14 protein-coding genes are annotated in these 22,964 nt (G+C 71.8%); 9 read left to right on the plus strand and 5 right to left on the minus strand.

Translation table 11 applies throughout. The features are described 5' to 3' along the window. Nucleotides 1-73: 73 nt before the first annotated feature. The 5 genes from ACH4U8_RS16760 (at nt 74) to holA (ending at nt 7,606) form a co-directional block, all read left to right on the plus strand. Complete coding sequence (locus ACH4U8_RS16760; RefSeq protein WP_360304572.1) at nt 74-706, plus strand: hypothetical protein; 633 nt, start codon at nt 74-76, stop codon at nt 704-706. 197 nt (nt 707-903) lie between these two features. Beyond that, nucleotides 904-1,749 carry a DegV family protein gene (locus ACH4U8_RS16765; protein WP_360304574.1) on the plus strand — a complete coding sequence of 282 codons (846 nt, stop codon included), beginning with the start codon at nt 904-906 and terminating at the stop codon, nt 1,747-1,749. A gap of 431 nt (nt 1,750-2,180) precedes the next feature. Next, the gene (locus tag ACH4U8_RS16770; protein WP_395778529.1) at nt 2,181-2,873 is read left to right on the plus strand and encodes a helix-hairpin-helix domain-containing protein; all 693 of its coding nucleotides are present in this window, start codon (nt 2,181-2,183) and stop codon (nt 2,871-2,873) included. A 256-nt stretch (nt 2,874-3,129) separates the two neighbouring features. After that, nucleotides 3,130-6,651, plus strand: a complete 3,522-nt coding sequence (locus ACH4U8_RS16775; RefSeq protein WP_395778531.1) for a ComEC/Rec2 family competence protein — start codon at nt 3,130-3,132, stop codon at nt 6,649-6,651. Then, nucleotides 6,617-7,606, plus strand: coding sequence for a DNA polymerase III subunit delta (holA, locus tag ACH4U8_RS16780; RefSeq protein WP_395778894.1), 990 nt, complete (start codon nt 6,617-6,619; stop codon nt 7,604-7,606). The genes ACH4U8_RS16775 and holA overlap by 35 nt, the downstream gene beginning before the upstream one ends. Nucleotides 7,607-7,777: 171 nt before the next feature. Here holA and rpsT read toward each other — a convergent pair whose 3' ends face one another. Beyond that, a complete protein-coding gene (gene rpsT, locus ACH4U8_RS16785) occupies nt 7,778-8,044 on the minus strand; it encodes a 30S ribosomal protein S20 (RefSeq protein WP_078977364.1) in 267 nt (88 codons plus the stop codon). A gap of 354 nt (nt 8,045-8,398) precedes the next feature. Between rpsT and lepA the strand changes: the two genes are divergently transcribed. The 3 genes from lepA to hemW all read left to right on the plus strand — a co-directional run bounded on the left by lepA (nt 8,399) and on the right by hemW (nt 13,751). Next, nucleotides 8,399-10,252, plus strand: coding sequence for a translation elongation factor 4 (gene lepA, locus ACH4U8_RS16790; RefSeq protein ID WP_395778533.1), 1,854 nt, complete (start codon nt 8,399-8,401; stop codon nt 10,250-10,252). Nucleotides 10,253-10,607: 355 nt separating this feature from the next. Beyond that, nucleotides 10,608-12,464 carry an AMP-dependent synthetase/ligase gene (locus ACH4U8_RS16795; protein WP_395778534.1) on the plus strand — a complete coding sequence of 619 codons (1,857 nt, stop codon included), beginning with the start codon at nt 10,608-10,610 and terminating at the stop codon, nt 12,462-12,464. A 66-nt stretch (nt 12,465-12,530) separates the two neighbouring features. After that, nucleotides 12,531-13,751, plus strand: coding sequence for a radical SAM family heme chaperone HemW (gene hemW, locus ACH4U8_RS16800; RefSeq protein WP_395778536.1), 1,221 nt, complete (start codon nt 12,531-12,533; stop codon nt 13,749-13,751). A gap of 206 nt (nt 13,752-13,957) precedes the next feature. Here the strand turns inward: hemW and ACH4U8_RS16805 are convergent, their stop codons facing one another. From ACH4U8_RS16805 to ACH4U8_RS16820, 4 genes are read right to left on the minus strand one after another with little or no spacing between them, the layout of a single operon-like run. Next, nucleotides 13,958-15,931: a dynamin family protein gene (locus ACH4U8_RS16805; RefSeq protein WP_360304586.1), complete on the minus strand. Its 1,974-nt coding sequence runs from the start codon at nt 15,929-15,931 to the stop codon at nt 13,958-13,960. Between the two features lie 27 nt (nt 15,932-15,958). Next, on the minus strand, nt 15,959-18,631 hold the full coding sequence (locus tag ACH4U8_RS16810; protein ID WP_395778538.1) for a dynamin family protein: 2,673 nt from the start codon (nt 18,629-18,631) through the stop codon (nt 15,959-15,961). 43 nt (nt 18,632-18,674) lie between these two features. Further along, nucleotides 18,675-19,805 (minus strand): hypothetical protein, encoded by a 1,131-nt coding sequence (locus tag ACH4U8_RS16815; RefSeq protein ID WP_395778540.1) that lies wholly within the window; start codon nt 19,803-19,805, stop codon nt 18,675-18,677. Continuing rightward, nucleotides 19,802-21,829: a dynamin family protein gene (locus ACH4U8_RS16820; RefSeq protein ID WP_360304592.1), complete on the minus strand. Its 2,028-nt coding sequence runs from the start codon at nt 21,827-21,829 to the stop codon at nt 19,802-19,804. The genes ACH4U8_RS16815 and ACH4U8_RS16820 overlap by 4 nt, the downstream gene beginning before the upstream one ends. Nucleotides 21,830-22,054: 225 nt before the next feature. Between ACH4U8_RS16820 and ACH4U8_RS16825 the strand changes: the two genes are divergently transcribed. Further along, nucleotides 22,055-22,948, plus strand: coding sequence for a phenylalanine 4-monooxygenase (locus ACH4U8_RS16825; RefSeq protein WP_395778542.1), 894 nt, complete (start codon nt 22,055-22,057; stop codon nt 22,946-22,948). The last annotated feature ends 16 nt before the right edge of the window (nt 22,949-22,964 follow it).

Consider the following 22,964-nt stretch of genomic DNA (forward strand, 5'->3'; position numbering starts at 1 on the left):
TGCGTATCGAAGCCGCCCGGCGGCGTTAGTGTGAGGGGAAACCTTCCGGCCCCGACCAGGCAGGAGACGCCTCGTGGCCCTCGCCGACGTTCCCGCGACCACCGACTCGTTGGCCGATGGCGCCGAGACCTTCGGCGTGGTGCTGGGCGCCGGTGTGCTCGCGTGTCTCGTACTCGTGGGCGTCGTGGTGGGCCTGATCACGATGATGCGGCGGGCGGTGCGCCGCCGGATCGACCGGCACGCGCCCCGGGTCCGCGGCCTCGTGGAGGACGCCACGTCCAAGGCTCGTGCGTATACCCGCACGGGTGATGCGGGCGAGGCGGCGCGCCTGCGCGGGTCGGTGCGGCGCTCGCTGGACCAGACCCGGAGAGTGCTGGAGGCGGGCTACGCACACGACGCGCAGCTCTCCGACGCGGTCGCGCTGTTGCGCCGGCTGGACGAATTCGCCAAGGCGCTGGACACGGACCTCAAGATGGTCGAGCGCGAGCCCGATCGGGACCGGGTCGCCCGCGAGTTGCCCGGCCTCAAGGAGCGCGCGGATCGCATCGAGCATGCCGCAGCCTCGCTGCGGTGGGCCGTTCAGGACCGCGAACGCCACCTGGGCGAGGACGAGTTGGACCGGCTCGGCACGGACGTCGAGCGCGAGGCCGCGGCCCTGCGCGCGTACGCGGACGAGAGCCGATCCGAGAGCAAGCGGTTGACCTGAGCAGCCGCCGGCGGCGGGCCCCGACGACGGGACGCGCCGGCCGCACCCTCGCGCGCGTCACCCGCGCGTCGGGGCGTGGCATGGTGACCGAGATTGAATGTGGTGTCTCGACTCAGCGACCCGACACGGGGTAGTCGAGACACCGACCCCGCCCCCCTGTCGTCTCACATCCGGGTGGTTGCCCGCTCATGCCGACGATGCCCACCGATCTTGCCGTGGTCACCGATTCCACGGCCTATCTGCCCGAGGAGCTCGTGGAGCGGCACCGCCTCGTGGTGGTCCCGCTCAAGGTCGTCCTGCGTGGACGGCCGCTGGACGACGGCATCGAGGCCACGCCCGCCCAACTCACCGACGCGCTGCGTCAGCGCCGGGTGGTGACCACGTCGCGCCCGGCGCCGGAGACGTTCGCCGAGGTCTATCGCGAACTCGCCGAGAAGGGTGCGACGGGCATCGTCTCGATCCACCTCTCCCGCGAACTCTCCGGCACCTACGAGGCCGCGCTGCTCGCGGCGCGGGACGCCGAGGTGCCGGTGCGGGTGGTGGACTCGCGCACGTTGGGCATGGGGATGGGCTTCTCCGTGCTGACCGCGGCGGAGGCGGCGGCGGACGGCGCGTCCCTGGAGGAGGCGGCGATCGCGGCGGAGAAGCGCGCGCAGACCACGTCGGCGCTGTTCTACGTGGACACGCTGGAGTATCTGCGCCGGGGCGGGCGGATCGGGGCGGCGGCGGCGTTCATGGGGACGGCGTTGGCGGTCAAGCCGCTGTTGCATGTGAGCGACGGGTTGATCGGGCCGTTGGAGAAGGTTCGTACGGCGACGCGCGCGATCAGTCGGCTGGAGGAGTTGGCGGTGGAGCGGGCCGGGGCCGGGGCGGTCGACATCGCGGTGCATCATCTGGCCAGTCCGGAGCGCGCGGAGGCGTTGGCGGGGCGGCTGCGGGAGCGGGTGGCCGGGCTGGGGGAGTTGTACGTGAGCGAGGTGGGCGCGGTGATCGGGGCGCATGCGGGGCCGGGGTTGTTGGCGGTGGTGGTTTCGCCTCGGTGAGGGGCGGGCGGGGCCGGGTGGGGTGGCGTTGTCGGGGCGGGGTGGGTCACCCACGTGGGTGGGGTTGGTTTCCACAGCCCGGCGGGTTGTGCACAGGGGGCCGCGGTGAGCGGGGGCGGGTGAGCGGGGCGGCCTAGCTTTCGGGCATGCCCGGATCCTCGTTGCCGTTTTCCTCGCCTTCGCCTTCGCCGTCTCCTGTGCCGGACTCGTCCTCCGGATATGCCGCGCCCGGGTTCTCGTCGCCCGGGATGTCGTCTTCGTCGGCCGGAGATTCGTCCGCCGGGTATTCGTTCTCCGGTCGGGCTTCGCCGGGGCGTGCGTCGCCCGGCCGTGCGGCCTCGGCGTTGCCGCGGTCGGGTGCCGAGCGGGTCGCGGCGCTGCTCGGGGCGGGGGAGCCGGAGGGGCCTCGGGGGCCGGATTCCGCGCGGCGGGTGGCCGAGGCGGTCGCGGATCGTCTGCCGGCCCGGCTTCGGATGGGGGTGGATCGGCGCGCGGTGGCCGCGGTCGCGGTGCTCGCGCTGGTGGCGGTCGCGCTCGCGGTGGGCGGCTGGTGGCGGGCGCGGCCGCAGAGTGTGGCGGCGCCGGCGGCGATTCCGGTGGGGCAGGCGACGGGGGGTCCGGGGTCGGGCTTCGCGGCGTCGGCCGGTGCGCCGGCTTCGTCGTCGGCTGCCGGGCCGGTGCCTGTGACCGGGCCGATCACGGTGCATGTGGCCGGGAAGGTGGCGCGTCCGGGGGTGGTGTTGTTGCCGCCGGGGGCGCGGGTGGCGGATGCGGTGCAGGCCGCCGGTGGGGCGTTGCCGGCGGCGGATCTGGCCACGTTGAACCTGGCCCGCCCGCTGGCCGACGGCGAACAGGTCCCGGTCGGCGTCCCGGGCGCCCCGGCGCCGGTGCCGGTGGCCTCGACCGGGCCGGGCGGCTCGGCGCCTTCGGGCGCGCTCGTCGACATCAACACGGCAACGGCCGAACAACTGGAGCAACTCCCCGGCGTGGGCCCGGTTCTGGCCCGGCAAATCATCGAACAGCGCACCCTGCTCGGCCGCTTCGCCACGGTCGACCAACTGCGCCGGATCCGCGGCATCGGCGACCGCAAGTACAGCGACCTGAAGCCGAGGGTCCGGGTATGAGCGGGCCGATCGCGAGCGCGGGCGGGCCGGCGGCCCACCCGACGAGGCGCCGCCGGGACGGCGGGATTCGCCCGCTGCCGGTGGGCGGTGCGGTGGGTCCGGGCGGTGGCGGGCGGGGGCGGGCCGGCCCGCTGCCGGGGGGTGCGCCTCGGTCGGGCCTCGGCGGTGTCGGTGCGTCCGTGGGCTCGGGGCGGAAGTGCGACGGAAGGCGTGGCGTGCGGCGGTGCCGGCCCGACCGCGACACGGCCGCGGCCTGATGGCCCATGGCCAGGCGACCGGGGCCGGCCGGCGGGAGCGTTCGGCGGATGCGCGCCTGCTGCCCGGTGCGATCGCCGTCTGGACGGCGGCGTGGATCGCGCCGCTGGTGCCCCTCCGGGCCACGGTGACGGCGAGCGCAGGCGCGGTCCTGGGCGCCGCCGTGCTCGCGCGGCTGCCCACCTTCCGTCGCCGGGCGACGGTGGCCGTCGTGCTCGTCTGTCTCGCGGCCGGTGGTCTGGTGGCCGGCCTGCGCACCGCCGCCGACCACGCCGGCCCGGTCGCCGCCGCGGCCGGCCGGCAGGCCGAAGCCACCGTCGAGCTGACCGTACGCACCGACCCGGAGCGCCGGGGCACTCGGGTCCGCGGCAGCGAACTCGGTGGGCCACCCACGGTCTTCGCCGCCCGCATCGACCACGTGCGCGTCGCACCCGGCTCGTCGACTCGGACCGACCCGGCGAGCGGAACCGGCCGATCCCTGGGCGCAAGCGTTCCGGGTGGTACGCGAGTTCGTACTCCCGTCACCGTCCTGGCCACCGGTCCCGAGGCCGGCTCCTGGCTCGGGCTGTTGCCGAGCACGCCGATCCGCGCCCATGGTCGCCTCGTTCCGGGCAAGGGCGGGCAGGCCCTCCTCCTGGTGCGATCCGCCCCGGAGCGGACCGGTGCTCCGGCAGCCCATCAGCGCTTCGCGGGTCGACTCCGGGCCCACCTGCGCGCGGCCTGCGCGGACCTGCCGCCTGCCGCTCGCGGCCTGCTCCCGGGGCTGGTCGTCGGGGATACCGGCATGCTTCCCGCCGACCTCGAAGCCGACTTCCGGACCACCGAACTCACCCATTTGACCGCGGTGAGCGGCACCAACATCACGATCCTGCTCGGCTTCGTGCTGCTGGTGCTGCGCCGCGGCGGACTGCGCGGTCGGGCGCTGCCGATCACCGGCGCGGTGGTCGTCGCGTGCTTCGTGGTGGTGGCCCGGCCCGAACCCAGCGTGTTGCGGGCCGCGGTGATGGGCCTGGTCACCCTGGCCGCGCTGTACACCGGGCGGCCCCGGCGCGGCCTTCCCGCGCTCGCCGTCGCGGTATTGGGCCTGGTGCTGTTCGATCCGACCCTGGCCCGCTCGTACGCATTCGCGCTGTCCGTGCTGGCCACGGGGGCGCTGTTGCTGCTCGCGCCGCACTGGGCCGCGCGGCTGTGTGCCCGAGGTTGGCCGAAGTGGGCGGCGGTCCCGGTCGCCGTGCCGCTGGCCGCGCAGGCCGTGTGCGGGCCGCTCGTGGTGAGCTTTGCCGGCCGGGTCGGACTGATGGCCGTACCGTGCAACCTGCTCGCCGAGTTCGCGGTCGCGCCGGCCACGATCCTCGGCTTCGTCGCCCTCGTGCTCGCGCCGGTCTGCCTGCCGCTCGCGCAGGCGGCGGCGTGGCTGGGCTCCTGGCCGATCCGATGGATCGTGACCGTGGCCCACACCGGCGCCGCGCTGCCCGGTGCGGCCGTCACCTGGCCGACCGGCCTCTTCGGCGGCGCGGTGCTCGCCGCGATCACCGTTGCGGCCGTGCCGACGCTGCGCGCGCTGCGTCGGCCGCGGTCCACCCCGTTCGGCGGATCGCGCGCCATGACCGGCGCGTTGCTCGCGCTCCTCGCCGTGGTGCTCCTGCTGCGTCCACCGGCCGTGGTTCGCCCGCTGACCGGCTGGCCGCCCCCGGACTGGCACCTGGTGATGTGCGACGTCGGCCAGGGCGATGCGATCGTGCTCAACGCCGGTCCCGGCACGGGTGTCCTGGTCGACGCCGGCCCCGATCCACGCGCGGTCGACCGCTGCCTGCGCGACCTCGGGATCCGGCGGCTGCCGCTGATCCTGCTCAGCCACTTCCACGCCGACCATGTCGAGGGCCTCCCGGGCGCGTTGCGCGATCGCGCGGTGGGTCTGATCCAGGGCACCTCGGTCCTGGAACCGATGGCCGAGGTCGCCCGAGTGCGCCGCTGGGCCACCGCCGCCGGCATCGCGTTGTCCACCCCCACCGACGCCGAACGCCGCAGCCGAGCCGCCCTGACCTGGCAAACCCTCACCCCACCCCCGACGGCCCTCCGCCTTCGTCCCGGCCCACGCACCCCGAACCCCGACCCACTCCGAGACGCACCTCCCACCCACCTGCCCGAACCACCACGCTCCGCCGGGACCCCGCCCGCGGTCCCGCCCCGACTCGACATGCCGACCACCCGGCCCCGCGATCCGACCCCCGCCTCGCAACCGAAGCCGCCCCCACCACGGGCGTCGGGCCCGTCGGGCATCCGGAGGCCCGATCAGGCACCTCCTTCGCAGCCCGGGTCGGCCCCGCCGACGCGACTCGACGCGCCGGCCGGCCCGGGCTGCGGCGCATGTTCCGCACCCGCCTCGTCGTTCCCGCCCGGCGTCCGGGCGGCCCACCCCGCCACCCTCGGCCCGGCTTCGTGCCCCTGCCCCGAGGTGTCGTGGTCACCCGATGCGCCGGCCGGATCCGTCGGCGCCCGCAGCCTCCTGTTCGACACGCCGGCCGCTGTCCCGGCCGAGTTCGTTGCCGCCTCGGGCGTCGATGCCGCCCGGCTGCCGTTGTCCGGCCGGCGGATCACCGACTCGGTCGACCCGGCCATCCGCCGGGCCGACGTGTCCGTGCCCGGGGTGTCCGACGCCCGGGTCGGCGGGCCTGCGTTGCCGACCTCGGGTGTCGGGGTTCCGATCACCGGAGCGGGCGACCTTGCTCCCGGTCGCCCGTGGGCCGGGCCCGGGGCACGGGAGTCGGCGCCGGTTCGGGGGCTGCCGGTGGGGAGCGCGGTGGGTGGATCGGTGGCCAACAACGCGAGTCTCGTGGTGTTGGCCGAGCGGCACGGCGTTCGCATGTTGCTCACGGGGGATGCCGAGATCGAGGCCCAGGAGGCGTTGCGGGACCGGCTGGCCGGGCTCCGGGTGGATGTGCTCAAGGTCGCCCATCACGGTTCCTCGCGCCAGGATCCGGGCCTGGTGCTCGGATTGCATCCACGCCTCGCGCTCGTCTCGGTGGGCAAGGGCAACCCGTACGGCCATCCGTCCCCGTCCGCGCGCGCCCTGGTCGCGGCCACCGGCGCCCGCCTGCTGCGCACCGACACCGACGGCCCGATCGCGGTGACCGGCTCCCCCGCCCACCTCGACGCGGTGGCCCGAGGCCCCGACACCCCGGCACACGCCGACCGCCTTCCCGCTCCGACCCCGGCGGTGGTACCGGCCGTCGCCCCCGGCCCACCACGACCCCGCACACAAGCCCACCCCCGCACCCCGCCCGGCCGGCTCCGACGCGGCGCGGGCGCCGGCCGATGTCGCCCGGTACGACGAGGATCGGGCGTACATCGAACGCCGCTGCCCGGAGGGCGGTACACGAGCCGCCCATGGCCCCTGTTCGGCCCGTCCGGATCGGCTCCGCGCCCCGCCCGCATCACCCGTCCCCGTGCGCCGGCGACGCGGGGGAGGCGTGTCCGTCGGGCGTGGGATGCTTGGTCGGGTGGCCAGGAGAATGCAGGATGATCCGCTCGCGCCGGTGACGCTTGTCGTCGGGGCCGAGGAATTGCTGGTGGATCGGGCGATCGGCGAGGTGGTGCGCGCCGTGCGGGCGCAGGACCCCGACGCCGATGTGCGCGATCTCGCGCCGGGCGCACTGCAGGCGGGGATGTTGTCCGAGTTGGCCAGCCCGTCGTTGTTCGGCGAGCGCAAGGTGATCGTGATCCGGTCCGCGCAGGACCTCGGGACGGACCTGGCCGGCGAGGTCAAGAAGCTGATCGCCGATCCCGCCGACGAGATCGTGCTCGTCCTCGCCCATCTCGGCGGGCCCAAGGGCAAGAACCTCCTGGACGCGGTCCGCAAGGTCGGCGTGCGCGAGGTCACCTGCCCCAAGGTCACCAAGGTCGGCGACCGGGTCGCGTTCGCCCGTTCCGAGTTCCGGATCGCGGGTCGCTCGCTCACCGAGGACGCGTGTCGCACCCTGGTCGAGGCGATCGGCAACGACCTGCGCGAATTGGCGTCCGCGTGCAGCCAGTTGATGGCGGACACCGACGGCGTGGTCGACGAGGAAGTGGTCGCGCGCTACTACAGCGGGGTCGCCGAGGCGTCCAGCTTCACCGTGGCCGACAAGACCGTCGAGGGTCGTACCGCCGAGGCGCTGGAGCAGTTGCGCTGGGCGCTGTCGGTCGGCGTCGCGCCGGTCATGGTCACCAGCGCGCTCGCGCAGAGTGTGCGGCAGATCGCCCGGGTCGGCGCCGCCCCGCGCAACGCCCGGCCGAACGACCTGGCCCGCGACCTGGGCATGCCGCCGTGGAAGGTGGACCGGGTGCGCCAACAACTGCGCGGCTGGACCCCCGACGGCATCGTGCGCGCGCTGTGCGCCGTCGCCGACGCCGACGCGGCGGTCAAGGGCGGCGGCACGGACCCGGCCTATGCGCTGGAGAAGGCCGTCGTGACGGTCTCCACGGTCCGCAACATCTGACGGGAGCACGCCCTGCTCCCACCACGGACAGGCCGCCCACCAGAGGCAGGTCACCTGCCACGAACAGGCCGCCCACCACAAAGGCGCCGCCCCCGGAATCCCGGGGACGGCGCCTTCGAAGTCACTGCGAGCGCAATCGCTCGAATGTCACCCCGTGAAGGGTGCCGCGAATCAGGCCTTGGCCGTCGCGACCCGCTTCGCCAGCGCCGACTTCTTGTTGGCGGCCTGGTTCTTGTGGATGACACCCTTGCTGACGGCCTTGTCGAGCTTGCGGGCCGCGAGACGGGTGAGCGCCTCGGCCTGCTCGACGTTGCCGGCCTCGGCCGCCTCGCGCGCCTTGCGCACGAAGGTCTTGAGCTCCGACTTGACGGCCTTGTTGCGCTGACGCGCAATCTCGTTCGTCTTGTTGCGCTTGATCTGGGACTTGATGTTCGCCACGAAAGAGCCTTCTGAGTACTAGGTCGGGATCCGATCCAGGGAGAGGGCCCGTCCGGACGTTGACTTGCGTGGCAGAGACACGTACGCCACACGCGATCCATCAGATTACCAGTGATCAACGGGTCCACAAACACCCGGACGGCTCACCGCCCCCGAACCCGCGCCGGACGCGACTCGAATCGCCCTCGCCGGCTCCACCAACGCGGCTCACCCATGCCGCATGGGACGATGTGGGGAACACCGGCGATCCCACACCGATCCCACGTGCCACCCGCAGGACCTCGCAAGACCCCGAGACCGCACGACCCTCGCAAGCCCTCGCCAGTCCACCCGATCGAGAATCTGGAAGCCCGCGTGCCCGCGACCCCGCCAGTGAACGTGCCGGAGCCCAGCCGTACCGACCCGGCGCTGATCCGGAACTTCTGCATCATCGCCCACATCGACCACGGCAAGTCGACGCTCGCCGACCGGATGCTTCAGATCACCGGTGTGGTCGATGCGCGACAGATGCGCGCGCAGTACCTCGACCGCATGGACATCGAGCGTGAGCGCGGAATCACCATCAAGTCGCAGGCGGTGCGGCTGCCGTGGACGGCCCCCGATGGCCGGACCCACATCCTCAACATGATCGACACCCCCGGTCACGTGGACTTCACGTACGAGGTGTCCCGTTCGCTCGCCGCCTGTGAGGGCGCGATCCTGCTGGTCGACGCGGCCCAGGGGATCGAGGCGCAGACGCTCGCCAACCTCTACCTGGCGCTGGAGAACGACCTCCAGATCATCCCGGTGCTGAACAAGATCGACCTGCCGGCCGCCCAGCCCGAGAAGTACGCGGCCGAGCTCGCGCACATCATCGGCTGCGACCCGGAGGACGTGCTCAAGGTCTCCGGCAAGACCGGTGTGGGTGTGCCCGAACTGCTGGACGAGTGCGTTCGTCTGGTGCCGCCGCCGATCGGGGCCAAGGACGCGCCCGCCCGCGCGATGATCTTCGACTCGGTCTACGACTCGTACCGGGGCGTGGTCACCTACGTCCGGGTGGTCGACGGCGACCTGAAGAAGCGCGAGCGGATCCAGATGATGTCGACGGGGGTGACCCACGAACTCCTGGAGATCGGCGTCATCTCGCCCGAGCCCAAGCCGTCCGACGGCCTGAGCGTCGGCGAGGTCGGCTACATCATCACCGGCGTGAAGGACGTTCGGCAGTCCCGGGTCGGTGACACGATCACCTCGTTGCACCACGGTGCGACCGAGGCGCTCGGCGGTTACAAGGACCCGAAGCCGATGGTGTTCTCCGGCCTGTATCCGCTGGACGGGTCGGACTACCCCGAGCTGCGCGACGCGCTCGACAAACTCCAGCTCAACGACGCCGCGCTGGTGTACGAGCCGGAGACCTCGGTCGCGCTCGGCTTCGGCTTCCGCTGCGGCTTCCTGGGCCTGCTGCACCTGGAGATCGTCCGGGAGCGGTTGGAGCGCGAGTTCAACCTGGAGCTCATCTCCACCGCGCCGAGCGTGGTCTACCGCGTGGTCATGGAGGACGGTACCGAGCACACGGTGACCAACCCGAGCGAGTTCCCCGGCGGCAAGATCGCCGAGGTGCACGAGCCGGTGGTGCGCGCCACGATCCTGGCGCCGAGCGAGTACATCGGCACGATCATGGACCTGTGCCAGACCCGGCGCGGGGTCCAGATCGGGATGGACTACCTCTCCGAGGACCGGGTGGAGCTGCGCTACACGCTGCCGCTCGCGGAGATCGTGTTCGACTTCTTCGACGCGCTCAAGTCCAAGACCCGCGGTTACGCGTCGCTCGACTACGAGACCACCGGCGAGCAGGAATCCGCGCTGGTCAAGGTCGACATCCTGCTCCAGGGCGAGGCCGTCGACGCGTTCAGCGCGATCGTGCACAAGGACAAGGCGTACAGCTACGGCGTCGAGATGACCAAGAAGCTGCGCGAGTTGATTCCGCGTCAGCAGTTCGAGGTGCCGATCCAGGCCGCGGTCGGGGCCCGGGTGATCGCCCGCGAGAACATCCGCGCGATCCGCAAGGACGTGCTCGCCAAGTGCTACGGCGGTGACATCAGCCGCAAGCGCAAGCTGCTGGAGAAGCAGAAGGAAGGCAAGAAGCGGATGAAGATGGTCGGCCGTGTGGAGGTGCCGCAGGAAGCCTTCATCGCGGCGCTGTCCACCGACGACAGCGGCGGGAAGAGGTAGGCGGGAAGAGGTAGGCGGCAAGCAGGCGGCGGGAAAGCAGGACACCGCGGCCGGGCACGGCGGGTGTGGCGCGCGCGATTCGCGGACGGATCCGGGCGAAGCTACTACCGCGTAGCCCTGCGGCGGCGTACGTTGCGGGTGCATCGGGCAGAACCGATGCACCCGCTTTGCTTTTTTGCTCCCGCGATACCTGACGCCCCACCCCCGGCCGCTACCGACATCGGGCTCTCACCCCCGCCGATACCGGTATCGATACCGGTACTCGGCATTGCCAGCACTCCCTGAACCGCGCAGCCCGGGATCCACCCGGGTCGACATCCCCGGGCCGTCAGCCGCCCAGGAGCAGGAGGTCGCAGTGAGTCCAGAGTCGGTCGGCATCGACCACCGCCCACCGTCCATCGCCGCGGACTTCCTGGAGCGCATTCGCGCGACGCCCGAACGCGAGGCGTATCGGCACCCGGTGGCGGTGGGTGACGGCGACCGCGAGGAATGGCGTTCGCTCACCTGGGGACAGGCCGGCGACCGGGCCAAGGCGATCGCCGCCGGCCTGGTGGTGCTGGGGGTCGAACCCGAGGACCGGGTCGCGATCGTCGCCGAGACCAGGCTGGACTGGGTACTCGCCGACCTGGGCATCATGTGCGCCGGAGCGGCCACCACCACCGTCTATCCGACCACCAACGCCGACGAGGCGGCCTTCATCCTGGCCGACTCCGGCAGCGTGGCGGCCTTCGCCGCCGACGACGCCCAACTCGCCAAGCTGCGCGGCGAGCGGGCCGCCCTCGGCGCGGTGCGCAAGGTGATCGTCTTCGACCACACGCCCGATCGGGACGGCGACGACTGGGTGCTCACCCTCGCCGAACTGGAGGAACTCGGCCGCGCCCGGCTGGCGAAGGAGCCGGATCTGATCGAGACCCGGGTCGCCGCGATCACCCGGGACCAGCTCGCGACGTTGATCTACACCTCCGGAACCACCGGCCGGCCCAAGGGAGTTCGGCTCGCCCACGACACGTGGGCCTATCAGGCCGCCGCGCAGGCCGCGATGGGGCTGACCGACATGGACGAGTTGCAGTACCTGTGGCTGCCGCTCGCGCACTGCTACGGCAAGGTGATGATGTCCGGCCAGATCCGGATCGGCTACCCGACCGCGATCGACGGTCGCATCCCCAAGCTGATCACCAACCTCCCGATCGTGCGCCCGACCTTCATGGCCGCCGCGCCACGGGTGTTCGAGAAGGTGTACAACTCCGTGCACGTGCGGATGCGGGCCGAGGGCGGCCTCAAGTATCGGATCTTCCGGTGGGCGATCGGCGTCGGTCGGGAGATGTCACAGACCCGGCAGGCCGGTCGTACGCCCTCCGCGCTGTCCGAGGCCAGGTATCGGCTGGCCGATCGGCTCGTCTTCGCCAAGCTGCGCGACCTGTTCGGCGGCCGGCTCAAGGGCTGTATATCCGGCAGTGTCGCGCTCTCGCCCGACGTCGCGGAGTTCTTCGACGCGATCGGCATCCCCATCCTGGAGGGCTACGGCCTGACCGAGGCCAGCGCGGGCAGCTCGGTCAACCGCTACGACGCGCACCGCATCGGCACCGTCGGCGTGGTGCTGCCCGGCTCGGAGCTGCGGATCGCCGAGGACGGCGAGCTGCTCGTGCGCGGCCCGGCGGTGATGCAGGGCTATCACAACAACCCCGAGGCCACGGCCGAGGTGCTCACCGAGGACGGCTGGCTGCACACCGGCGACATCGCGGTGATCGAGGACGGCTTCCTGCGGATCACCGACCGCAAGAAGGACCTGATCAAGACGTCGGGCGGGAAGTACGTGGCGCCCAGCGAGATCGAGGGGCGCTTCAAGGGCATGTGCCCGTACGTCAGCAACATCCTGGTGCACGGCGAGAGCCGCAACTTCTGTTCCGCGCTGATCACCCTGGACCCGGACGCGATCCGGGGCTGGGCCGCCGACCGACCGGCACTGCGGGACAGCTCGTACGAGGAACTGGCCGGCAGCGCCGAGGCACGCGCGCTCATCGCCGATTGTCTCGAGGAACTCAACGCCGGGCTGCAGCGCTGGCAGACGGTGAAGAAGTTCGCCATCCTGCCGCGCGACCTGAGCGTGGAGCACGGCGAGCTGACGCCCAGCCTGAAGGTCAAGCGACGGGCGGTGGAGCGGGAGTACGCGGAACTGCTCGACGACATGTACAAGGACACGCTGGTCACCTGAGCCCGGGGCGGACCGCGCGGATCGACGATCGCCGAGGCCGGTCGCCGGCTCGTGGACAATGGGAGGATGCCCTCCGCACCCCCCGACGGTCTGCCCGTGCCCGAAGACGGTTCGTTGCCCACGTCCGCACTCGCCGAGTTCGCGGGGGCGGGTCGCCCCTTCGGCTTCTACGTGCACGTGCCCTACTGCGCGTCACGGTGCGGCTACTGCGACTTCAACACCTACACCGCGACCGAGCTGGGCGGGTCGGCCTCGCAGGGGTCCTACGCGGACGACGCGATCGCCGAGATCCGGCTGGCCCGGCGGCTGCTGGGCGAGGTGGACCGACCGGTGGAGACGGTGTTCTTCGGCGGTGGCACGCCCACCCTGCTGCCGGCTTCGGACCTGGCTCGGATCCTGGGTGCGATCCGGGACGAGTTCGGGCTCGCCGCCGGGGCCGAGGTGACCACCGAGGCCAATCCCGAGTCGGTGGATCCGGCCTACCTGGACACGCTGCTCGCGGGCGGCTTCAACCGGCTGTCGTTCGGCATGCAGAGCGCGCGCAAACACGTGTTGCAGATCCTGGATCGCCGGCATACCCCGGGTCGGCCCGAGCAGTGTGTGGCCGACGCGCGTGCGGCCGGGTTCGAGCACGTCAACCTGGACCTGATCTACGGCACGCCGGGGGAGTCCGACGACGACTGGCGGGCCTCGCTGGACGCGGTGCTGGGGGCTCGGCCCGACCACGTCTCGGCGTACGCGCTGATCGTCGAGGACGGGACCCGGCTGGCCGGGCGGGTGCGGCGCGGCGAGTTGCCGATGCCGGACGACGACGTGCTCGCGGACCGGTACCTGATGGCGGACGAGGCGTTCTCCGGCGCCGGGCTCGGCTGGTACGAGGTGTCCAACTGGGCCGCCGACGACGCGGCGCGCTGCCGGCACAACGAGCTGTACTGGACCGGTGCCGACTGGTGGGGTGCGGGGCCGGGGGCGCACAGCCATGTGGGTGGCGTGCGGTGGTGGAACGTCCGGCATCCCGCCGCGTACGCGCAGCGGCTGGCCGCGGGGGTGTCTCCCGGCCAGGGGCGTGAGTTGCTCACGGCGGAGGATCGCCGGGTCGAGCGCATCCTGCTGGAACTGCGGTTGGCGGAGGGGGTGCCGCTCTCGCTCCTTGCGGAGGTGGGGAGGAAGGCGGCGGACCGGGCCGCGGGGGACGGGTTGCTGGAGCCGCTTGGGAGTGGGCGGGCGGTTCTCACCTTGCGGGGGCGGTTGTTGGCGGACGCGGTCGTGCGGGATCTGGTGGACTGAGGGTGGCCTCTGCGCCCGCCGGGCCGGGTTCGCCTCAAGCGCCGGCGGGCTGAGTGGCCTCAAGCGCCGGCCGGGCTGATTTGGCCTCAAGCGCCGGCCGGGCTGAGTGGCCTCAAGCGCCGGCCGGGCTGAGTGGCCTCAAACGTCGGCCGGGCTGAGTGGCCCCAAGCGCCGGCCGGGCCGAGGTGGACTCGGCTGCCGGGGTTTCACATGGCCACGTCCATGATGAGGTCGGCCAGGGATTCGTCCACCCGGTTGAGTTCCTGGGCGTAGCGGCGCATTTCGGTGCTTTCGCGCTTGGCGTCGGACTCGCCCTGCTCCTTGGTGCGCAGGGCCGCGCCCACCTCGTCGCGGATCGACTTGATCTCGGCGTCCAGGCCCTGGGCGATCGCGTCGCGCATCTTGCGGAGTTGCTTGACCACCTCTTCGCCCAGGTTGGTCACGTCGGTGTCGGCCTGCTTGCGCAGTTCGAGCTGGACCTGCTCGGCGACCTGTTCCTTGAGCCGGCGGTTGGCCTTGTTCAGTTGCAGCGCGCCCTTGAACACGGTCGAACCGAGCACCGCGCCGAGGATCACGAACGGGCCCAGGCCGACCAGGAAGGCCGCCGTGCCGACCGCGATCTGCGGCAGCAGCGCGGTGAGCATCGACCTGAGGTTGAATTTGCCGCCGGAGACCGCGGTCGCCGGGTCGAGCACGAAGCTGACCGCGTCCGCGAGCAGCCGCTCGATCGGCGTCGAGGGTTTGCCGTCCTCGTCGGTGCCGACCGGGCCGGCGGTGAGCGAGGCGCGGATCTCGTCGATGCGGGTGACGAACTGCTTCACGTCGTCGTCGATCATGCGTTCCATGTCCTCGACGCGACGTGCGACGAGCGGCTTGAGTTCGCTCTCCTGCCACTGGGCGAACTCGACCTGGACCCGCCCGGAGAGATGGTCGGTGATCTCCTTGACCGCCGCCTCCATCTTCTCCCGCGCGTTGAACGGATTGGCGCCGATGGTGTTGCTCGGGTCGTACTCCTGCGCCCAGTTCGGGATGTTCGCGGCGACCCGGTCCATGAACCGCCGGGTCGCGGCCTCCACCTCGCCGCGGGTCTCGCGCAGGTGCTCCTCCATCTGCGCGACGATCACCCGGCGATTTTGCTCCAGCCGGGTCAGCGGACCCTGGACCCGCTCGTAGGTGGCCCGCAACTCCTCGACGTCCTGGGTCAGCAACGCCTCCTTGCGGTCGATCTGTTCGCGCGCCTCGATCAGCAGGTATTTCAACTCCCGGGCGGGCGACAGGATCTTGGCCCGGCCGCGCTCGCGGGTCAGGAAGTCCTCCAGGCCGCGCTCCAGTTCGGGCATCCCGGAGCCGGCCAGCAGCTCCGGGTCGCCCTTCTGCCGGCCGGTCAGCGCGGCCCGGGCGTTGACGAAGAAGACCCGGTCCGGGCGGGAGAGGTAGGGCGAGAGGCGCTTGCGGATCTCCCGCTGCACGTCCTCGCGCTCCTCCTCCTCGACCAGGTTGATCTTGTTGCCGACGTAGAACACGTCCTCGTGTCCGCGCGCCTTGACGTGCACGTCCAGGAAGAGCTGTTCGCTGCGCGACATCGCGGCCTGGCAGTCCACCACGAACACCAGCACATCGGCCTGTTCGAGGTAGTTCAGGGTGACCTTCTCGCGCTCGGGGGCCTCGTTGAGACCCGGCGAGTCGACCACCACGACGCCGTTGCGGCACAGTTCGAGCGGCCAGCGCACCACCGCCCGCTCGTACGGATTCGGGGTGTTGTCGTCGTCCGCGCCGATGGTGACGTAGTCGGCGATCTCGTCCACGCCGACGGTCAGCGGATCGCCCGCCGTACCGTCCGCCTCCAGCGGATAGATCAGCGCCGAGCGGGTGTCACCCCACGTCACCTCGTTGATGATCGCGGTACACGGACGCGCGAAGGAGGGCAGCACCTTCTCGCCGAGCATCGAGTTGATCACCGTGCTCTTGCCGCGCTTGAACTCGCCGACGATCATCACCTTGAACGCCTCGGACGCGGCCCGCTGCTTCAACGAATCCAACTTCTTGACGCCCGCACCGATCCGCAGTCCGGCCACGATCGGCGTGAGCCGGTCGATCAGGCCGACCAGGGTCTCCTGCCGTGCCCGCCACGCGCCGTAACCCGCGTAGGCCCCATCGGCCGCCCCGTGACCCCTGTCCACCCTGAACGCTCCCCTCCTCGACGGCTGTCAGCCCCTGGCACCCAGCATGGTGTCGAGCTGCACCCCGAGCTGCTCGCTGCGCGAGATGAGATCCTGCCATGCGGGTCCATCGGTGCCGACCTTGGCCAGCGCGGTCTGTCGATCGGTGCGCCACGCCTTCTGGCCGCGCACCGCCTCGTCCATCACGCCGGCGTAGAGCGTGTGCAGGCGCTTGGAGACCTCCTCGGAGAAGCCGCCGAGCACCTCCTCGACCGTCGGCTCCAGGGCCTTCATCGCCTGGGCGCGCTGACCCTCGGTCAACGACGTCGACTTGACCTCGCCGAGCACCATGCCGCCGGCAGAGGCGGCCATGCTCGCCCCCATCGGCAGCGCGGAGACGCCGCCGGTGAGCGGGATCAACAGCGCGCCGAGCACGGCCAGGCCGGTCGGGCCGATCCGCCAGGCGAGCTTGCGGCTCTTGAGGTCCTTGAGGCCGAGCGACTCCGCCTCGCCGAGTTCGAACTCGGTGGACAACTGCTCGACCTTCTCCAGCCGGTAGCCGCTGCCGCGGCCGAAGTGCACCTTCATCTTGGCGTCCAGCCATTGCACGTCGGCCTGCACGCTGGAATGCAACTGGGCCTCGAACTTCTTGGCCATCGCCGTGAGTTCGCGGCGCAGTCGGAACGGCAGGTCGCGCTCCCACCAGGTCCGCGGGTCGGGCGCGCGCTCCATTTCGTAGCGCAGCGTGTCCAACAGGTCGCCGCGCGAGAGCTGGAGGTGCTCGCGGAACTTCTCCGCGGTCTGGGTGCGTCGCTGCTGGAGCTCGACCCGGACCTTGCCCCACTCGGCGGACATCCGGTCGATCTCCACCTCGGACTGCTCGACGGCGCGCCGCCGTTCGGCCGCGCCCAGCTCGACCGCGGCCAGGCCGTCCCGGCCCACCCGGGCCATCTCGTCGAGCAGCGCGAGCAGTTGGCCCGCGGTCTGCCGCGAGCGCATGCTGCGCCGGCCGCCGGAGGTGGTGTACTCGGTGATCCGCGCCAACACGCCGGTCACCGGCGAGACATCCTCGCGATGCGGGCCGGCGAGCACCTGCAGCGTCGGTGCGATGCGGCGCACCCGGCCGCCCAGGTAGTCGACGATGTCCTCGCGCTCGTCCTCGTCGACGGTGTCCAGCTTGGACACCACCACGGTGATCCGCGGCACGTGCCGGGCGATCACCTCCTCCTCCAGGAACGCGGTCTCGGACAGGCCGAGCGGCGCGCTCGCGGAGACCACCATCAGCACCGCGTCGCTGGCCGCGACGGTGCGCCGGACCAGGTCCTCGGTCCGGCGGTCCTCCTCCTCGGCGTCGGTGCCCTTGCCGCGCCCGGCGTTGACACCGGGGGTGTCCACCAACTCGACATCCAGCTTGGCCAGCTCGGGGTCGGCGACGAGCACCCGAACGCCGACCAGTCGGACCTGATCCGGGTCCTCCCGCTCACTCAGCCGGTGCACCTCGTCCCACGACGCGGACACCGCCGGCCTGGGTTCGGCCCGCCCGTCGGCGAACTGCAACTCCAGGCGCGGCTCCGGCCCGGCGGCGATCACCAGCGGGACCGGGGTGTGCCGGCCCTCGGGCAACACGGGGGCGCCGAGCAGCCGGTTGATCAGCGAGGACTTGCCGCGGCCGAATTCGCCGACCACCGCGATCCGCAGCCCGGGCCGACGCATGCGGGCCCGCAACCGGTCCAGTTCGGCGGCGATGGCGTCCAGGCCGAAGTCGCCGGCGATCGCCTGGGCGTCGTTGATCCGACGGCCGAGCGTGGTCGCCGACGGGGCCTGCTTGACCAGGCTGGTCACCGAGCCGGCGGGCACCTCGCCGGCCGGTGCGGGCCTGCGCGCAGCCGGCGCCCCGGGCGCGACCCGCGCGACCCGCGCGGCAGGCGGCGGGACCGCGCCCGCCGACCCGCCTGCGCCCGCCGACCCGCCCGCGCCGGACGGGCCGCCCGCGAGGCGACCCGCCCAGCCCGGATTCGGCCCCGGAACAGCCGAAGCGCCGCCCGCCGGGCGCGGACCCGGAGCCGGGGCCTGCCTCCGGTCCGCCGTCTGCCCCGACGGGCCGGGTCGGCCGGAGGGCGAGTCGCCCGAGTCGCGACGCGCCGCCGCCTCACGCGGCGCACCGGCCCGCAACCACGAGGTCGTGCTCGGCACGAGTCGGTGGTAGGCGGCCACCGCCCCCTCGGGCATCACCCGCGCGTACAGCCCGGCGAGGATCCGCGGGCCGCCCTTGGCGTCCGCTTCGGGGTCGGCCAGGAAGCGGCCGAGCGACTGGAAGAAGCGGGCCCGCTCGGCCAGCGCCTCCGGCTGCATCGACAACGACCAGGCGGCCTCGTCCGCGATCGTGCTCTCGATCGACTTGGCGACCTCGGGCAACTCGGTCAGCTTCACGTGCCGGAGCACGTCCTCGGACGGCCAGGCCCACCGGACCGCGCCCCACACCGGGCGGATCGGCAGTTCGCGGCGCCCCGGGGTGGCCTTGCCGACCCCGATCAGGCTCCACAACGTCCACCCGTTCGCGGTTCGCTCGGGCACCGGCGGCAGCGCCACCGATTCCATGGTGACCCAGCCGCGCAGCTCGTCGCTGCGGTGGATCCCGCTCAACAGGCCCGCGACGCCCGGGCGTCGGCGCGGCTGTACCTGTGCGGCCTGGCGCAGCACGTGTTCACGATCGAACGACATGTGTTGTCCCTACTCCCATCGAATCCGTTGTGATGTCGAACGATCAGGCGTGCGTCGGGTGGGCGACGATCATCGTGGTGTCCCGGTCCTGCCACGCGTTGACGAAGTCCGCGAGCGGAATCGGCTCGGTCTGGCCGAACGGCGCACCGGGGTCGTTGAGCAGGACGTAGACCGAGCCGTCGGGCTGGGTGTCGATGCCGGTGACCCACACGGCGTGTCCCATCGTGGGGTCCTGCTCCATCGGCGCACCGGTGGCCGGGTCCTGCATCGGGGACCAGATCTCCTGAGCGTCCAGGGCGACGATGACCTGATCGCCCTTCTCCAACGCGTCGAGCATCTGCTGCATGTCGGCGCCCGGCACCATGTCGGTGTCCACGCCGTGCATTTCGAGCAGCTTGCCGATGTCGTCGGTTCTGGTGCCGTTCTCCGGGTCGTAGATGCCGGCCTGCTGGGCCTCGGTCATCAGCGCGTTCTCGTCCAACGGCAGGCCGGTGAGCTTCTCCAGGATCATCCCCTGGGAGACCACCGCGCAGCTCGTCGGGCTGACCTGCTGCTGCCAGTACTGCGCGTCGCCGACCGGGTCGCCGAAGCCGTCGAACTCGGCCGGCGTCCAGTTGTTCGGCGCGTGGTACGTCCAGTTGCCCGAACCGTCGTCGACGGCGCCCCACGCGGCGGGGACACCGGGCTCGCTGTTGCCCGTGCCCGGGTAGCTCGCCGGGTCGGCGTACGGGTCGCCGCCCTGCGGGTCGGCGTACGGGTCGCTGCCGTACGGGTCGCCGTAGGGGTCCGCGTACGGGTCGCCGTAGGGATCGGCGTACGGGTCCGAGCCGTACGGGTCGTTCGCGAGCTGGTCGTCGCGCCACTGCTGACTGGGCGTGGCGGCCGGGTCGCCTCCGTCGTTGGGGTCGAACATCTGCGGGTCGTACATGTCGATCTTGCCGTCGCCGTCGCTGTCCGCGTGGAACGGGTCGTAGTTCGGGTCGTGCAGCGGATCGAAGTTCGGGTCCGTGTACGGCAGAGTGGAGTTGGGATAGGCGCCGTTGCTCTCGCCGCCCGCGTCGGTCTCCCACAGTGGTGCCGCCCCGACAGTGCCCCCGTCGGCGGTGTCCAGTGTGTCGATGGTGTCGTCGGAGACCATCGCGAACAGGTCGTCGTCGTGCGTGTAGTCGCTCATCTGCCGAATTCCCCCCGGCGTGTGAGGCGCTCGCGTTGGTTGTTCACCGTGTCGCGGCGCCGTTCCGTCTGCCTGTCCGCGTCCTGCAACAGGCTTCTGCGAGCCGCGAGAATATCCTCACGGCGGTGATGCTCGGTCACCAGTTCGGCGACCGTCGCCTCGTACCTGGCCCGGTAGCGGTCCACGTGTTGTGAGACGTCCAGCGAATAGTGCGTGGTGGCCGTGCCGACGGCTTCGTCGATCTGTCGGGACAAACCGTCGGCGACGGTTCGCAGTGTCTGATGCATTTCGACGCGTGCGCGGTTCCGCAGGGCCGTCATGTCGGTGGATGAGAGTGAATCCGCCACTTTGGCCATGAATCCGCCGAAGCCGGCTCGGCCGGACGGTGCTCCCGGCTCGCCGTGGCGGGCGCCGCCGAACCACTGGTCCAGCGCGCCGCCGATCCGGGCGCCGGGGGTGCGCGGCCCGGCCGGATCGAGTCGCACGGCGCGGATCTGCTGGGTGACCCCGGTGACCGAGTCCTGATATGTACGCATCGCCGCGTCCGCGAGCTGATGCCCGGTCAGCACGGTGACCCGGTCCGGGCCGGCCGGGCGGTGGATCGCGCCGAGCTTGCGATACGCCGCCTCGAACGCGGTGTCGGCGGCGGCCCGGGCGCTCTCGGCGGCGGTGGCCAGCGCGCCGGTGACGGCCTGCTGCACGATGTCGCCGATCCGGGGCAGGCCCTGGCGGATCAGTTCGGGCGCGCGGACCGCGATCACCGCGCGCAGTTCGTCCGGGGTCTCCGCGCCGTCCAACGTGTGGTCGATCTCGGCCTGGGTGTAGCGCCACCACTGCGGGGCCATGCCGCCGACCGCCTGCTGCGCGCGCTGGGCGCCGGCGCCGAGCAGGCGTGCGGTCTCGCCGTGTTGGGCCCGGACGAAGGCGGCCATGTCGGCGATCCGGGCGCCCGCGAGCTCGGCCTCCTCGGCGTCCAGCCGCTGCTGGGCCAGGGTCACCTCGCGGCGCAGTTCCTCGAGCAGGTCCTCCAGGAGCCGGAGCAGGTGGTCGGATACCGCGACGATGCGCTGGCGCTGCATCAGGTCCCGGAGTCGGGTCAGCGTGCGCGGGAACTCCTCGGCCCAGTAGGCCTGTTCCGGTCCGCGCAACGGTCGTCCGGAGGCGAGCCGGACCACCGGCTCGGCGGCCACCGGCTCGATCACCGGATCGGCCACGCCCAGCATCCGGGCGAACCGCTGCCGGACGTGGGCGAGCAGATCCTCCCGCTCGTCCTCGTCGATGTGGTCCATCTTGGTGACCAGGACGATGCAACGGCGCAGTTGCCCGGGGTCGAGCGCGTCGGTCAGGAACTCGGCCAGCGACACCGGCGAGGGCGACGTGGACGCGGTGAGCACCGCCGCGACGTCGGCGATGTCGCGCATCACCGTGCGGGTGATCTCGGTGTGTCCGACCCGGGCGTTGGTGCCGGGAGTGTCGATGATCACCAGCCCGTCGCGCAGTGCCTCGGCGGGGTGGCGCACCTCCAGGCTTTGCACGTGCGGCGCGATGGTGTCGTCGGCGGTGAGCAGCCGCAGGACGCCGGCCGTGTCGTCGGGCACGGCCACGTGCGGGGCCAACTGGGCGAGCATCCCGCCGAGCGGACTGGCCGCGCCGGTGTAGCGCCCGGAGGGGTAGACGTAGCGGTATCCGTCGCCGTTGAAGCGCACCTCGACGGCGAACTCGTCACCGTAGGTGATCCTGGTCGCCGCGCCCGTGGTCGGCAGCGCCGAGGTGGGCAGCAGGTCCTCGGCCAGCAGTGCGTTGATGAACGTGCTCTTGCCGGCCGAGAACTCCCCGATCACGGCGAGGTAGTACCGATCGTCGCGCAGTCGCGTCTCGATCTCGCGAATGCGTTCGGTCAACTGGGTCAGTCGCTCCTGGTCGCCGACGATGCGGCGCACCATGGCGAGTGCGAAGTCGAGATGGTCGGAGGTCTCGGTGAGCGCCTCGACCACATCGCGTCGCTTCGAACGATCCCCGGCCATGCCGCGAGAATCCACCACCGCGCCCCCTCCCGACGGTGCCCTCCCCGATGTACGGGCGATCCTGCCACGCGGGCCCGAATCCCGTCTCGATGCAGGCGCAGCCGATCCACGCGACCGCCCCCACCGGACCGATTGGTCCGAAAAGTAGGCATTCGTCGCATACTGGTGCTGTATGGGTACCTCGGCTCGTCCGGCGAGCCGATGGCGATGCGATCAGGAGACGCCATGTTCGAGGAGGCCCAATATCTGGCCCCGGTCACCCGCAGGGCCGACGGCGGAGTCGAGGTCGAGCTGTCCCGCAGCCACCCGGGGTTCGCGGACGCGGTGTATCGCGAGCGGCGCAACCGCATCGCGGAGCTGGCCCTGAAGCACCACCGCGGCGACCCGATCCCCGAGGTCGAGTACACCGAGGAGGAGCACGAGGTCTGGCGCCTGGTCTCGCGCGAGTTGTCGATCGCGCACGCGGAGTTCGCGGTCGCGGACTATCTGGAGGGTGCCGCGCGGCTGAAACTGCCGACCGACCGGATCCCCCAGTTGGAGGAGGTCGGCGGCGCGTTGCAGCCGCTCACCGGGTTCCGTTACCTGCCTGCGGCCGGCCTGGTCCCGCTGCGCGACTTCTACGGATCACTGGCCGACTCGTACTTCCACTCGACGCAGTACATCCGCCACCACAGCGTGCCGCTCTACACGCCCGAGCCGGACGTCGTGCACGAGGTGATCGGGCACGCGAACATGCTCGCCTCGGACCGGTTCGCCGCGCTGTACCGGGTGGCCGGCGAGGCGGCCCGCCGGGTGGAGAGCCGCGAGGCGCTGGAATTCGTTTCCAAGGTCTTCTGGTTCACCCTGGAATTCGGCGTCATGCACGAGGCGGGCGTGCTCAAGGCGTACGGCGCGGGGATCATGTCGTCCTACGGCGAGATCCGCGAGTTCCGCACCGTCGACATCCGCGACCTCGACCTGGTGTCGATGGGCACGATGCAGTACGACATCACCCACTACCAGGACATCCTGTACGCGGCCCGCTCGATGACCCAGTTGGAGGACGTCGTCGGCGCCTTCTGGGCCGACTGCACCGACGAGTCGATCGCCGCACTGTGCGCCGCGGCGAAGACCCCGTAGCCCTTCGTTCACCCGT

Origin of the sequence: Embleya sp. NPDC020886 (genome assembly GCF_044333915.1) — a bacterium.
Classification (GTDB): domain Bacteria; phylum Actinomycetota; class Actinomycetes; order Streptomycetales; family Streptomycetaceae; genus Embleya.

Coding starts and splice junctions, on each gene's coding strand:
- ACH4U8_RS16765 (WP_360304574.1), top strand. CDS start 904: ATGCCCACCGATCTTGCCGTGGTCACCGATTCCACGGCCTATCTGCCC.
- ACH4U8_RS16775 (WP_395778531.1), top strand. CDS start 3,130: ATGGCCCATGGCCAGGCGACCGGGGCCGGCCGGCGGGAGCGTTCGGCG.
- holA (WP_395778894.1), top strand. CDS start 6,617: ATGCTTGGTCGGGTGGCCAGGAGAATGCAGGATGATCCGCTCGCGCCG.
- hemW (WP_395778536.1), top strand. CDS start 12,531: ATGCCCTCCGCACCCCCCGACGGTCTGCCCGTGCCCGAAGACGGTTCG.
- ACH4U8_RS16810 (WP_395778538.1), bottom strand. CDS start 18,631: ATGTCGTTCGATCGTGAACACGTGCTGCGCCAGGCCGCACAGGTACAG.
- ACH4U8_RS16815 (WP_395778540.1), bottom strand. CDS start 19,805: ATGAGCGACTACACGCACGACGACGACCTGTTCGCGATGGTCTCCGAC.
- ACH4U8_RS16820 (WP_360304592.1), bottom strand. CDS start 21,829: ATGGCCGGGGATCGTTCGAAGCGACGCGATGTGGTCGAGGCGCTCACC.
- ACH4U8_RS16825 (WP_395778542.1), top strand. CDS start 22,055: ATGTTCGAGGAGGCCCAATATCTGGCCCCGGTCACCCGCAGGGCCGAC.